The 14,118-nt window shown below is 47.1% G+C and carries 9 protein-coding genes; 6 read left to right on the forward strand and 3 right to left on the reverse strand.

The window, feature by feature from the left end; all coding sequences use genetic code 11:
• The first annotated feature begins 14 nt into the window (after nucleotides 1–14).
• The gene (locus I5M27_RS16345; protein ID WP_200507408.1) at nucleotides 15–5,273 is read left to right on the forward strand and encodes an Ig-like domain-containing protein; all 5,259 of its coding nucleotides are present in this window, start codon (nucleotides 15–17) and stop codon (nucleotides 5,271–5,273) included.
• Nucleotides 5,274–5,828: 555 nt separating this feature from the next.
• On the opposite strand, the gene I5M27_RS16350 is transcribed toward I5M27_RS16345, so the two are convergent.
• Nucleotides 5,829–7,694 (reverse strand): T9SS type B sorting domain-containing protein, encoded by a 1,866-nt coding sequence (locus I5M27_RS16350; protein ID WP_200507409.1) that lies wholly within the window; start codon nucleotides 7,692–7,694, stop codon nucleotides 5,829–5,831.
• A 66-nt stretch (nucleotides 7,695–7,760) separates the two neighbouring features.
• Between I5M27_RS16350 and rlmD the strand changes: the two genes are divergently transcribed.
• On the forward strand, nucleotides 7,761–9,164 hold the full coding sequence (gene rlmD / locus I5M27_RS16355) for a 23S rRNA (uracil(1939)-C(5))-methyltransferase RlmD (protein WP_317193615.1): 1,404 nt from the start codon (nucleotides 7,761–7,763) through the stop codon (nucleotides 9,162–9,164).
• Nucleotides 9,165–9,167: 3 nt separating this feature from the next.
• Nucleotides 9,168–9,536 carry a hypothetical protein gene (locus tag I5M27_RS16360; protein ID WP_200507410.1) on the forward strand — a complete coding sequence of 123 codons (369 nt, stop codon included), beginning with the start codon at nucleotides 9,168–9,170 and terminating at the stop codon, nucleotides 9,534–9,536.
• 237 nt (nucleotides 9,537–9,773) lie between these two features.
• Here I5M27_RS16360 and thiL read toward each other — a convergent pair whose 3' ends face one another.
• Complete coding sequence (thiL, locus tag I5M27_RS16365) at nucleotides 9,774–10,802, reverse strand: thiamine-phosphate kinase (RefSeq protein WP_200507411.1); 1,029 nt, start codon at nucleotides 10,800–10,802, stop codon at nucleotides 9,774–9,776.
• Between the two features lie 98 nt (nucleotides 10,803–10,900).
• Between thiL and I5M27_RS18740 the strand changes: the two genes are divergently transcribed.
• Entirely contained in the window at nucleotides 10,901–11,026 is a 126-nt protein-coding gene (locus I5M27_RS18740) for a hypothetical protein (protein WP_262896458.1), read from the forward strand.
• Between the two features lie 92 nt (nucleotides 11,027–11,118).
• On the opposite strand, the gene I5M27_RS16370 is transcribed toward I5M27_RS18740, so the two are convergent.
• Nucleotides 11,119–12,201, reverse strand: a complete 1,083-nt coding sequence (locus tag I5M27_RS16370; RefSeq protein ID WP_200507412.1) for a T9SS type A sorting domain-containing protein — start codon at nucleotides 12,199–12,201, stop codon at nucleotides 11,119–11,121.
• A gap of 222 nt (nucleotides 12,202–12,423) precedes the next feature.
• On the opposite strand from I5M27_RS16370, the gene I5M27_RS16375 reads away from it, so the two are divergent.
• Together I5M27_RS16375 and paaA are read left to right on the forward strand one after the other, a co-directional pair.
• Complete coding sequence (locus I5M27_RS16375) at nucleotides 12,424–13,062, forward strand: TetR/AcrR family transcriptional regulator (RefSeq protein ID WP_200507413.1); 639 nt, start codon at nucleotides 12,424–12,426, stop codon at nucleotides 13,060–13,062.
• 49 nt (nucleotides 13,063–13,111) lie between these two features.
• Complete coding sequence (paaA, locus tag I5M27_RS16380) at nucleotides 13,112–14,095, forward strand: 1,2-phenylacetyl-CoA epoxidase subunit PaaA (RefSeq protein ID WP_200507414.1); 984 nt, start codon at nucleotides 13,112–13,114, stop codon at nucleotides 14,093–14,095.
• The last annotated feature ends 23 nt before the right edge of the window (nucleotides 14,096–14,118 follow it).

A 14,118-nucleotide genomic window follows, 5' to 3' on the forward strand; every position in this document is an offset into this window, starting at 1 on the left:
GTTAATACCTTCCTATGCGTATTAAAAATTTACTCAAAGCCTTTTTTCTTTTGCTCATGCTTTTCCAGATGCGGGAGCAGGTACAGGCGTCGCATTTGTACGGCGGCGAATTTACATATGAATACCTGGGGCCCTTAGGCTCGCAGGCCAACCCCTTCCGTTACCGTATTACCCTGAAGCATTATGTGGGTTCCAACGGTGCCAATATTACAAACCCCATGACGTTTAACTATTATAACTCGAATGGGAATAATACCGGTACCCACCTATTCAATTCCCCCTCAATTCAGGCAAATCCTAATCCGGCAGTACTCCCGAATCTGCCGTTACCAATTCCAGCTAACTGCCCGATTCCGTTTCCGCTAATTAAATTGCTAACCTTTGTACATATTGTTGATCTACCCTTGTCTTTTAACGGGTATTACGTAACGGCAGTAGCCAATGCCCGCAACAGCGACATCACCAATATCCAGGGAGGGAATATGTCGTTATACATGCAGATCCCGCCTCCGTTTTTAGAAAACCCGGGTTCCTCTCCGGTTTTCACTGATACGGCCGTGGTCGTTATTTTTGCCGGCGATACCACCTCCATTATTAACAGCGCTTTTGATGCGGATGGGGACCGGCTGATCTATTCTTTTAACCAGCCTTATGCTTTTAACGCAAACGGATTAACGTTTTCAACTCCTCCTCAAACGGTAACCTACATGCCTGGCTATAGCTTTGCGCAACCATTTGGCGTGGGCGGGTACGCTTCCATAAATGCCAGCACTGGTCTTGCGAAATATTACGTACCGCCCATTCCGGGAAATACCCAGGACCGAAAATATGTAGTCTCTTTTCAGGTGAAGGAATACCGGAACATTCCGGGCGTGGGCGACATTCAGATCGGTTCGAGTATTCGCGATATTCAGTTGGTAGTAAAAGATATACCACCTAATAGTAACCTTAAACCCAATTTTACTTATACCGGCCCGAAAATTATAACTATTACGGAAGGTGCGGCTATACCGCCTATTAATTTTACGTTTACCGATCCGAACGCAGGCCAGACCATGAAAATTACGGCAACCAGCCCTCTGCTTGACGGACCGGGAAATAAAAATGCAAGCTTCAATAACTTTACCAGCAACGCAACCATAAACAACGCAGCGAGCGGCACGACGGCTACCTTTAACTTTACTTCCGTTTGCGGCGATGCCAATATTTACCCGCTCAACATTACTGTTCAGGACCAAAACATATGTCCGCCGCTCAGTAAAGTAGAAACCTTCCAAATAGAGGTGTTGCCTTACGAAGGTCCGCAGAAAATATTCGGCGATACCATTGTTTGCACCAGCAGTACCAAAACCTATAATGTTACGGGCAAAGCTTCGGCCAATTACAACTGGCGTTTAGCCGGCGGCGGGACCATTCTCGGCAATAAAAACAACGACTCGATCCGGGTGCAGTGGACCACTACCGGGCGGTTTAAATTAACGGCCATCGAAACCAGTACCGGCAGCTGCTCCGATTCCATAAGCTTTTTCGTGAACGTAACTCCAGGCATCGCTTTAACACTTAATGCTTCGGCAACGGCCATTTGTGCCGGCACCCCGGTAACGTTAACGGCCGCCGGCGGTACCAGCTATACCTGGTCCGACGGCACCAATACTTTTGCCGGTTCTACGCTTACCGTAACGCCTGCTGCCACTACCACTTATTCTGTTTCCGGAACGGGAATTACGGGTTGTAACGGCGCGAATTCCATAACCATCACCGTTAATCCGCCGCCGACGGTAGATGCCGGCACCAACCGCAGCATTTGCCAGGGAAGTCCGGTTACCTTAACAGCAACGGGGGCCTCTGCTTACAGCTGGACGGATGGGATAAGCACGTTCACCGGAAACAACATAAACGTAACGCCTGCTACCACCACTACTTACACCGTAACCGGCACCAATTCTGTGAGCGGCTGTTTCAATACCGACCAGGTTACTATTACTGTAGTGCCAGGCCCGGTTGTGGATGCGGGGGTAAACCAGGCAGTTTGCGCCGGTACACCGGTTACGTTAAATGCTACCGGTGCCGCTACCTATTCATGGACCGACGGAACCAATACTTTTACCGGCTCCAGCCTTACCGTTTCGCCTGCCGGAACCACTACCTATACCGTAACCGGCACCACCAATTCCTGTACTTCAACTGACCAGGTAACAGTAACAGTAAGCCCACTGCCCGTGCTTACGGTTGCTAACCGCGTTATTTGCGCCGGGCAGGCAACTACTTTAACGGCAAGTTCCCTGGGGATCAGCAGCTTTACCTTTACGGATGGCACCAATACTTTTACCGGTAATAACATTAGCGTTTCTCCGGCAGCCACTACCACCTATTCTGTAACCGGAACTACTGCCTCCAATTGCAGCGCTACTACGCAATTAACGGTAATGGTAAATCCGCTGCCGGTCGTAAATGCCGGGGCTGACCGGGCAATTTGCTTAGGAACGTCTACCACCTTAACGGCCACCGCCAACGCAACTGCTACCTACAGCTGGACCGATGGAACGAATACTTTTACGGGTAATAATCTTAGCGTTTCGCCTTTGGCTACTACAACGTATACCGTTACAGCTACCAACACCGCAACCGGTTGCATCAGCACCGATCAGGTAACCATTACCGTAAATCCGAATCCGATTGCCAATGCTGGCCTCAACCAAACCGTATGTTCCAACGAGCCAGCTACTATTGGTGCTCCTGCAGTAGCCGGCTTTACGTACTCCTGGACCGGAACCGGTTTATCGGCTAACAACATCGCAAATCCGGTAGTTACTTTGCCAAACACCACCACCGCTCCTATTACCCAAACCTATATTGTAACTGCTACAAATAGTTTCGGGTGTATTGCGAAAGACACGGTACTGGTAACCATTAAGCCATTGCCGGTTGCCAATGCCGGTGCAGACAAAACGCTCTGCTCCGCCACCAGCACTACGTTAGGCTCAGCTGCTACCACGGGTTATACTTATTCCTGGGCACCGGCAACCGGTTTATCAAGTGCCAGCGTTGCCAACCCAGCAATTTCCTTAACGAATAATACAACTGCCCCAATTTCCCAGATCTACACCGTAACCACCACTTTAAACGGCTGCGTAACTTCCGACCAGGTAACGGTTACGGTTAATCCGGCTATAACCGTAGATGCGGGAGCAAATCAGGTGATCTGCTCCGGAAATACAGCTACCGTAGGAACGGCGGCGTTACCGGGTTATACATATAGCTGGACGCCTCATGCAGGTTTATCGAGCTTAACTACGGCAATGCCGGTGTTTACCGGAACCAACACCTCCGCAAACCCGATCACGGTGCGGCTTTATGTAACGGCCACGGCCAATAATTGCTCTAAAGCAGATTCGGTGCTGGTAACGGTAAATCCAACGCCGCTGGCCGATGCAATTGCGGGGCCTACTTCTATCTGTCCGGGCTTGTCTGGCGTGAAATACCGCATTATCAATCCACGGCAAAGCAATTACCAGTGGGCACTTTCCAGCGGCCATGGCACGATTGTTTCCGGCCAGGGTACTTCTGAAATTATTGTGAACTGGAATGGTGCAGCCGCTGCTTCCGTTTCGGCGCAGGCAGTTAACGCCCAGGGTTGTACCGGTCCGGCTTTCAACTTACCGGTAACCATCAACCCGGTCCTGACCACGCCACAACCGGTTGGCCCGACTTCTATCTGTAAAAGCCAAGCCAATACCGTAAGGTACGTAATGCCAAATCCAACCATCGGTTCTTCCTTTACCTGGACTGTAACCGGCGGAGCAGTTGCCAGCAGCAACGTTAAAGGCGATACGGTTTACATTAACTGGACTACGGTAGGTGCCAACAATATTGTGGTTCAGGAATCGAGCACCGGATCGGCAAATTGTTTTGGTAGTTCACCGGCATTTGTTGTAACCGTTCTGCCTTCCCCTGACCCGACTTTAACCATTTCCGGGCCAACGGCGATCTGTCAGAACACGGCCACGAACTTTACCCTGGCGGGAGCTGCAAATTCAACTTACGCCTGGACGGTGACGCATAACGGCACTACTTCTCCGCTAAATAGCACTACCGGCACGGTTTCTTTCCAGTCAGCTGATCCGGGTTTGCATACTCTAACGGTACTTGAATTGAATGCCAACGGTTGTGCAGGAACCCCGATCACGAAAAATGTAACCGTAGAACCTACGCCGGTGGTAACCCAGATCTTCGGCAGTGCCAATGTTTGTCCGGAAGACCTGAATAACCAGTTATTCTACGTGCAGGGACCGGCGGGCTATACCTATAACTGGCAGATTTCCGGTGGCACCATGGTTAATGCCGGCTCTACCAACGACAGTATTTATGTAAATTTCGATAACACCGATACTAAACAGATTAAGGTAACGCCAGTGTCTGCTCTGGGATGCGTGGGTGCACCCGTGACGCTGAATGTTATTCTGGATGCTTCGATTGTTAAATTGAATAACATTTCTGCCGGTCCGCAAAACGATAAAGTTGTGGAAATGGATTTGCAAATGCTCAGAAACACCACTGGCAATAACCGTTCCATTGAAATTTACCGCCGCGAAGCCGGGACCACCACTTTCAGCAAAATTCAGACGCTGCCTAATACAGCATTAAGCTTTACTGACAACGGTGTGCAAACCAACAGCAAGGTTTATGAATACCGCCTGGAAAGCCTGAACGAATGCGGAACCGTATTGAACAGCACGATGCACAGAACCATAATGCTGGAAGTAAAAGCTAACGAAGCGGCGAAAACGGTAAGGCTCAACTGGAATGGTTACCAAGGCTGGAACGTTAGCGGCTACGAAATTTACGCCCAGGCTGACAATGGTACCTTCGAACTGCTACAAACTAAACCGCTGACTGCTAACGATACGATTCTTACGTTGACCAATATTTCTTCGCGCGGCTTTAACCAGTGCTTCCGCATTAAAGCAAAAAGCGCCGATGCCCGCGTTTCTTGGTCGAATATAGCCTGCGTAGATTTTGTGAACGAGCTTAAATTCTACAACATCATCACGCCGAACAACGATGGATACAACGATAAATTTGTGATCGAGAACATTAATCTTTACCCGGACAACGAACTCAGCATTTTCAACCGCTGGGGAAGTGAAGTGTACCGGAAAAAAGCTTATGACAACTCCTGGACCGGTAAGGATCAGGCTCCCGGCACTTACTATTTCCTGCTGAAACTGAAAGACGGCCGGAGTTTTAAAAACTGGGTAGAGATCGCCAAATAATTGCTCTGCACTATTCCATAACTTCCGAATTAATGAAAAAAAGCCGCCTGTTTTACAGGTGGCTTTTTTGTTTCCGGATCATTGCAAAAGAAGAATTCAGGTAAACCCTTTGGCAGCTATCTGATGGTGATTAGCTGACTTTTAGGGATCAAAATCATACCGTTTTACTGGCGGCCTGAATTAAAATATTTTGAAAAATTGGATAACTCAAGAATGAACCCAAACCTTTAACAGCTTAATCGTTTCTCAATTAAGGCTTCACGTATTCCTTTTTCATTGCCTTTTGCTTAGCTGCCGGCCAGGAAGCAATTTCTGTAATGGTTTTAGCTTAACCTTTGTACTTCTCTTAAAGAAGGCTTTGGACTGGAGCCAAGGAGTTTTATCGTGTTTTTCCACCGTGAATGTATTGAACCAACCCCAACTGTCCAGGAGAGAAGCTTTGCTTACTACTGCATATTGACTTTTGAAAGACAAAACCCTACCGTTTTTAAAGATTGTTGCTGCAATCTTTAAAAACGGTAGGGTTTTGGGGTAAAAAACTCGAATAATTATGACTTAGCGCACAATAGTAACGTAACCTTTATAGGTTTTTTTCTGGAATTTAACGCGGTAATAATACACGCCGTCGCTTACGTCTTTTCCGTTCCAGGCAAAATTGCGGTCTTTGGAATCGTATACCAGGTGGCCCCAGCGGCTGAAGATCCGGATATGCTGGAAAACGTCGTTACATTTATCTTTGGGCAGTGTAGGCATTACAAAACTATCGTTAAAACCATCGTTGTTCGGGGTGAAAATATTGGATGGCAGATACTCGGTCAGATCCGGATTTTCGGCAACCCGGACTTTTACCAGAACGGTATCGATATGATCGGTAAAACAGCTGTTATCTTTTACTTTAAAGCGCAGGTCGTATTCGGTTTTATCCAGGAATTGCTCGCAGGCCGGCGTCCAGGAAAAAATGGAACGTACTTCGCCTTTTCCGGTTAGCGGCGTTAAGGACATGCCCAAAGCAGCGGCATTAAAGCCGATGCCCTCCATGGTTACAGCAAGTTCGTCCTGGTCGGCATCGGTGCTCAGCAAATTAAAATTCAGGGTACTGCCCACGCCTGCCACGCCTACGTTATTCACCAGGTTTTGTGCTACAATTACGGGCCGGGCATTCGGTTTTGGCACTACCAGGTAGGTAAGCTGCAGGGTATCTATGCCAACGTTGCCGCAGGCGTTATCGCGGGCAATAAGGTTTACTTTATAAAGCGTATTGGGGGAATTTACGTTGCAATCGGCCCAGCAGATCTGCCCGTTTATTACCTGACCGGCCTGCGCAATGGTTCCGGAAACAGGCGTAATAATCGGTTTCTGCGCAAAATTTACCGGCACAACTTCCAGGCTTATGGTCTGGCCCGGGTTTGCATCGGAAAAAGAAAATGGGTAGCAATAATCGGTAGCATCAGTTACAATGAGCGTATCGCCCTCTTTATAATCCTGCGTGGCACCGGGTTCCCGCAAACTAAGCGTTGGTTTCTGGTTGCTCTGGCATGGTGTTACTTTCACCTGAATATCGCGGCGAACCTCTCCTATTTTCACATTATTACGGAATTCTGAAACGGTAATGGCAAAAACGTATAAACCCGCATTTTGCGGTCTCACCGAAAGCAAACCTGTTGAAGCATTTATATTCAGCGCCGGCGTGCCGGGAATCATATTCGTTAAACTGTAACCTGGTTGCCAGATAACCGGACGGTATGGAGCAGAGTTAGGTACCGTCAGGATGGGTGCTTGCTGGTCAGAAGTGCCATACATAGGTTCGGAAAGTTCATATACCAATCGGTCTCCGTCTGCATCAGTTGCCTGTAAAGAATATTGGTATAGCTCCCGCACGCATAAAATATCGGGAGGCATGGGAGGTAAAACCGGGCTGCTGTTTACAAAGGCCGCAGCATTCTGAGCTACCGGCGGAAATTCTGCATAAAACACGAAACCTGCCTGATTCGGATTTGAAATATTGGCAATTCCACCATTCCGGCAGCAACGATCCCAGGAAATATAATAGCCGTTCGGATCGTTGTATAAAGCCGGTGACAGGTACTTATCTATCTGGTACTGCAATACTTTGGTTTGGATAGAAGCATTCTTGCATTGCAGATTTACATAAGGAACAAAAAATGTAGCACTAATGGGCAACCTGAAAGCTTCCACCAATAGGTTTGTTTGTTTATTAAACGTAGCCACATCCACAAACTGATCTTCATTACCCTGCGGGCCGCTCAGGCCGGCGGCATCGCCATACACATTCAGCTGTATGCGGTAAGTAAAATTACTTTGATAGCTGATCTGGAATTCTCCGCCCACCAGGTGATTGGCAAATGCTGCCCGGCCTAAAAACGCCAGGCTAAAAAGCAATAAAAGTCTAATGTGCTTCATAATTATAAATTTACCTATTTTTCAATACAACCGGTATATTCCGAACCTTTATATTAATTTTGCGGCATCGTGAAAAAGAAAAAATTTGAGCTGATCCCGCAGGTCCGTATAGAAGAAATGGTTGCGGAAGGAAAATGTTTGGTACGCTACCAAAATTTAGTGGTTTTTGTGAAAGATGTGGCCCCCGGCGACGTGGTGGACCTACAGGTAACAAAGAAACGCAAAAGTTACCTGGAAGCCAAAGCCGTTAAATTCCATGAATATTCGGATGTGCGCGTGCAGCCTTTCTGCGAGCATTTCGGGGTGTGCGGCGGTTGTAAATGGCAGCACATTGGTTACGAAACGCAGTTGTTCTATAAGCAGAAACAAGTAAAAGACAACCTCGAACGCATCGGCAAAGTGGCCACCGCCGATATGCTGCCCATTCTGCCTTCCGACCAGTTAAGCTATTACCGCAACAAACTGGAATTTACGTTCTCCAATAACCGCTGGCTGACCTACGAACAGATCAAGTCCGGCGCGGAATTCGACCGCAACGCTTTAGGTTTTCACATTGCACAGCGCTTCGATAAAATTATTGACGTACAGCATTGCTACCTGCAACCAAGTCCTTCGAACGAAATCCGGTTGGCGGTTTCAGAATATGCCCGTGTAAATAACCTGGTTTTCTTCGATCTGATAAGAATGGAAGGCTTTTTACGCAACCTCATCATCCGCACGGCCAACACCGGCGAACTGATGGTAATTGTGCAACTGGGCCGTGAAGAGGAAGAAAACCGCATTGCCTTGCTGAACTTTTTGCTGGAAAAATTCCCGCAAATAACCTCGCTGCATTACGTGATCAATACCAAAGGCAACGAAACGTTTCACGATCTGGATGTGGTTTGCTACCACGGCGCGCCCTATATTCACGAAAGCATGGAAGGTTTGCGTTTCCGCGTAGGTCCGAAATCGTTTTACCAGACCAATTCCACACAAGCTTACGAACTTTACAAACTGACCCGGGAATTTGCGGATCTGACCGGCAAGGAAAACGTGTACGACCTGTATACCGGCGCCGGCACCATTGCTAATTTCGTAGCGCGCCAGGCCAAGCAGGTTATCGGGGTGGAATACGTGCCCAGCGCTATAGAAGACGCTAAAATAAACTCCGAGATAAACGCCATTACGAACACGCACTTTTACGCAGGCGACATGAAAGACGTGCTCAACGACGAATTATTTGCCAAACACGGCCGTCCGGATGTGATCATAACTGACCCGCCGCGCGCCGGCATGCACCCCGACGTAATTAAAATGCTCCTCGAGGTACACGCGCCCAAAATTGTGTACGTAAGCTGCAACCCGGCCACGCAGGCCCGCGACGTAGAGATGCTTTCGGAGAAATACACGGTTACCAAAATACAGCCGGTAGATATGTTCCCGCAAACGCACCACGTAGAAAATATTGTTCAACTAATTGCCAAGTAATTTATGCAGAACGACCCGGAACTGAACGGTAAATACCTCGGCACGATCACCAAAGATTTCGCCATTGTTGCCGATACGTTAAAAGAAGCTTCTTACCAGATCCGCAAACGCGACATCTCTAAATTCCCGATCTTCATTTTCAGTAAGCAGGCGATCCCGGTTGGCTCCCTCCTGCTTAGTGCCGATGAAGCCGCTTTAGATTGGCACGTTTTCGTTTCATACCTTTCTAATTTTGTAGAGAAAAACATTATTCTGGAAGAAAAAGTAGCCGATTTTCAGGCCGCTTACAAAGACCCTGATGAATTCTGCTGCCTGTTTGTGGTGGACCACGAATTCACCAATTTCGTATTCGTGCCCTACCCGGAAGATTGATTCATTTCGGGAAAGCAAACTCTATTAAACATAATTTTCAAACCAAAGCATTAAAACGCTATGGTTTGAAGCTGAAAAAGTAAAAGCCGGAACTTCAAAAATTCCGGCTTTTACTTTTAATGAACTTTTCTTTTCTCGTAGCCTGATCGGACTCTTCCTGCCGGCAGTTACACTGCGCTAAACTTGCGGGATGCATGAAATCGAATTTGACTTTTTTATGCTAAAACCATAGCGTTTTTATTGCTGAAAATGATCCCAGCCCTGCGCTTTTAATGGGTAAGCATTGCCGCTTGGCGTTACCAGATTCAGGCCTTCTTCTTTCGGCACGATCTTGCCCAGAATAGTAATATCCGGGTGATTTTTAATTTTATCGAAATCGGTAAGTTTAACGGTAAAAAGTAATTCGTAGTCTTCGCCGCCGTTCAGGATGCAGGTTAAAGGGTCCATACGGAACTCTTCTGCGGTGTTCAGCACCTGTTCATCAGCCGGCAGTTTATCCTGGTAAATGGCTGCACCCACACCCGATTGCCCGCAGATATGGAACAATTCAGAAGCCAGCCCGTCAGAAATATCGATCATGCTGGTTGGCTTCACGCCGAGCTCGCGCAGTTCATGGATCACATCCATGCGCGCCTCCGGCCGTAACTGGCGTTGCACCAGGTATTCTTTTTGTTCGAGCTCGGGCTGCATTTCGGGGTTTGCCAAAAAAGCCTGTTTCTCACGTTCCAGTATCTGTAAACCTAGAAATGCGGCCCCCAGATCGCCGGTTACGCAAACCAGGTCATTCACCTGCGCCGTGTTCCGGTAAACAATATCCTCCGGATTTGCTTCGCCAACGGCCGTTACATTAATAATAAGCCCGGAATTGGAAGAAGTCGTGTCGCCGCCAACCAGATCTACTTTATAATTTTCGCAGGCTATCCGGATCCCATCGTAAAGTTCTTTAATGGCTTCTACCGAAAAACGGCCTCCCACGGCCAGGCTTACCAGAATTTGCGTAGGCGTTGCGTTCATGGCCGCAATATCCGAAACGTTTACCGCCACCGCTTTGTAACCCAAATGACGCAGCGGACAGAATGTAAGATCGAAATGCACGCCTTCCACCAGCATATCGGTAGATATGACCACCTGCTTTTTGCCCGGCTCGATCACCGCAGCATCGTCGCCGATGCCGTATTGCGTAGAAGCATTCTGCCGGGTAGCCGACTGTTTCAGTTCATTAATAAGTCCAAATTCGCCGATTTCCTGTAACGAAGTAAGTTTCATAGTAAACAATTGATTTTCAGAAGTTAAAAAACAGCTTATGTACTTTTTAAGCCGTTAAAAGAATATAAATTTATTACTCAACCCTAATTCTACCTGCTATGAAAACAAGATTACTGGCACTGGTGCTGGCAACAGCCCTATTGGCCGCTTCATGCGCCGCGCCCAATTCACGGGCTTTTCACAACCGTACTAACCGCATGATGTCGCTGGATAGAACCCGTTAATATTTATTATTCCTTTAAAAAGCCGCAAGTTAAGGCAAAAAAAAGAGAGTAAGTTTCCTTACTCTCTTTTTTATTATACTAGTAGTTTAGAATTACTGTACCACTACAGTTTTGTAAATGGTAGTTTTGAATTCGTTCGCACCTACAAATTTCACAAAGTACATGCCTGGCTTTAAAGAAGAAACATCCACTTTAATTTCGGCAGAAGCCGCGTTTGCCGGAATTACTTTAATGTTCTGACCAACACCGTTCAGAATGGTGATTTCTGAAACTTTAGTATTCTTAATGCTGATGTTCAGGTTTTTGTTGGTAGCCGGGTTCGGATAAATGCTGATCGCGCGGTCGAAATCTTCCAGTACGCCGGTTGGGCTGTAAGCACCTAAACGACCGGTATATGTGTGGCTGGCAAGGTTAGAATAATCCTGTGCAAAATAATCTGCTGGCGTAGTTCCAGAATTCCAGGCTGAATAAACTTCCCACTCATCGCCGATCTGGTAAGTAGCAGCTGTGGTAGAAGTTACACCAGTTTCAATATTTGATTTTCTGCTCAATGACATATTGCGGGTCGACACAGTTACTGGATAAGCCGGTGGGTTGGAAAACCAAGCAGTACCAGTTGGTGCAGTTGCTGTTGGATTTGGCATATCACCAATTACACCAACAATATCAACAATTATAGGGGTACCCTGACCTGCAGTAGCACCGGTCCAGCGGCGCAAAACCATCGCATCGTTACCATCAAAAGTAACAGGACCACCTTCTTTAATGACCGAAGGATCAGAAGCGGTATAATCTGCTGAACGTTGGTCCCAATTATTAGTGATATCCAGTATGGTTGCTTTAAAGGAACCAACTACAAATACATCACTGGAAGGTAATTGATAATTGCTAACTGCGGAAGGCTGATTCTTTACAAGTCTTTCTTCCTGAAAAGGAGTAGTGCCACCATTTGAATAGCGGGCAATTGAATAGCGCTCTACTGGTACCGCTGAAGTAGTTGGGTTAAAGATCTGCATGGCTCTTTCACTACCTTGTGAAGCAGTGGTTCCGCCCGGAGGAATACTTCCATTTGGGTGAGCACCTTCGTTATAAGCTGAGAAGAATAATTCATGCCCTTGGGCAAAAGCGCCGGTTGCCATAAATAACGCACCAGCTAATACGTAAAGTTTTTTCATAAGAAATAGTCCTTTTAATGATACAAAGTTACAGAGACTATTACTTTATTCCTATCCGGAAAGTTATTTTTATGTAAACATGCATAATAAATTGGCCAATAGCTTTTTAAGCTAACTATAAAACGCTAGCTCTTCCAACTTAAAATCTGTTCATTAACCAATTTTTCTGGGCACCCGCTCTTGCTAACGAACGTTAGGTTGTTTATATTTGTCTTTATAAATATGAGCACTACCACCCTTTCGCGCAAAGACCAGATCGAACAATCCGCCACGGCCCTTTTTAAAAGCCGCGGCTATGCTGCCACGTCCATGCGCGACCTGGCTACCGAACTGGGCCTTGAAGCGGCCAGCTTATATTCGCATATTAAAAGCAAGGAAGAAATTCTGCAGCGCATCTGTTTTAGAATGGCCAACGAATTCTTTGAAGGACTGGAACAAGCCGAAAAAACGCTAGGGAATTCAAAGGAAAAACTCGAAGCTGCCATTAAAAGCCACTTAACGGTTTTAACTAAGCAGCCCGCCGCTTCCGCCGTTTTTCAGAACGAATGGAAACACTTAAGCGAACCTTTCCTTTCTGATTTCCTGAAACTGCGCAACGATTACGAAAACCATTTCCGCCAGATAATTAAAGCAGGAAATGCCAGCGGCGAATTCACCATTTCAGATGAAAAAATGGCCACGTTAATGCTGCTTTCCAGCCTGAACTTTGTGCATACCTGGTACAAACCCGAAGGCAACTTAACCCCGGAACAGATCAGCGAAACGTTATGCAACATGCTCTTAAACGGTATCGTTTCGGGGCAAAAAAGTCAGAAAACAATTCCGCAGGAAGACTTAAAACAAAGCATTCATCAAAACTAAAAGCATAATTATTAATTGTTATTTATTAATTCTTAATTAAAAAGAGACTATGTACGGAGGAGGAAATATTTTTGAAGCAACCAAGTTCGACGACCTGACGACCGAAGATCCGGTAAAGCTGGCCGAATTTGAAGCCCGCATTGCCCGCGGCGAAAAGATCGAACCAAACGACTGGATGCCGGAATTATACCGCAAGCAGCTTATCCGGATGATCGAGCAGCACGCCCATTCCGAAATTATCGGTGCGTTGCCGGAAGGAACCTGGATCACCCGTGCGCCGGGTTTCCGTCGTAAAATGGCGCAAATGGCCAAAGTACAGGACGAAGTTGGCCACGCACAGTTATTATATTCAGCTGCCGAAACCTTAGGCAAATCCCGCGAAGCCATGCTAACCGACCTGATCAACGGCAAATCGAAATATTCCAACGTATTCAACTACCCGGCTTTAACCTGGGCCGATTCCAACACCATTTCCTGGCTAATCGATGCCGGCGCGATCGTAAACCAGATGGCAAACGCCAAAGGTTCTTACGGCCCTTACTGCCGCGCCTTAGACCGGATCTGCGCCGAAGAGGCTTTCCACTTAAAATATGGTCACGATGCGGTAGTACATTTAGCAACCGGCACGCCGAAACAACGCGAAATGATCCAGGCAGCTCTTAACCGCTGGTGGCCACCAATTATGACTTTCTTCGGACCTTCCGATAAAATGAGCACGCACACCGAAACACTGGTGCGCTGGAAAGTTAAAATGGCAACTAACGACGAATGCCGCCAGCAGTTCCTGGATATGTACGTTCCTAAGATCTGGGAATTAGGCTTAACCGTTCCCGATCCGAAACTGCACAAAAACGCAGACGGCGTGTGGGAATATACCGAACCGGATTGGGTTGAATTCAAAGAAGTGATCAACGGCAACGGACCTTGCAACAAAGAGCGCTTGGCCGTTCGCCGTTCCGCCGAAGAAAACGGTGCCTGGGTTCGCAGAGCTTTACTTAGCCCGAAAGCGAAATACGTAAAACCACTTGCGTAATTAATTACGAATTAGGAATTAAT

The organism is Adhaeribacter terrigena (genome assembly GCF_016623615.1).
Taxonomy (GTDB): Bacteria; Bacteroidota; Bacteroidia; order Cytophagales; family Hymenobacteraceae; genus Adhaeribacter_A; species Adhaeribacter_A terrigena.

What these genes read in the sequence shown, in the direction of transcription:
- I5M27_RS16345 (WP_200507408.1), top strand. Translation starts at nt 15, where the DNA reads ATGCGTATTAAAAATTTACTCAAAGCCTTTTTTCTTTTGCTCATGCTT.
- I5M27_RS16350 (WP_200507409.1), bottom strand. Translation starts at nt 7,694, where the DNA reads ATGAAGCACATTAGACTTTTATTGCTTTTTAGCCTGGCGTTTTTAGGC.
- I5M27_RS16360 (WP_200507410.1), top strand. Translation starts at nt 9,168, where the DNA reads ATGCAGAACGACCCGGAACTGAACGGTAAATACCTCGGCACGATCACC.
- thiL (WP_200507411.1), bottom strand. Translation starts at nt 10,802, where the DNA reads ATGAAACTTACTTCGTTACAGGAAATCGGCGAATTTGGACTTATTAAT.
- I5M27_RS18740 (WP_262896458.1), top strand. Translation starts at nt 10,901, where the DNA reads ATGAAAACAAGATTACTGGCACTGGTGCTGGCAACAGCCCTATTGGCC.
- I5M27_RS16370 (WP_200507412.1), bottom strand. Translation starts at nt 12,201, where the DNA reads ATGAAAAAACTTTACGTATTAGCTGGTGCGTTATTTATGGCAACCGGC.
- I5M27_RS16375 (WP_200507413.1), top strand. Translation starts at nt 12,424, where the DNA reads ATGAGCACTACCACCCTTTCGCGCAAAGACCAGATCGAACAATCCGCC.
- paaA (WP_200507414.1), top strand. Translation starts at nt 13,112, where the DNA reads ATGTACGGAGGAGGAAATATTTTTGAAGCAACCAAGTTCGACGACCTG.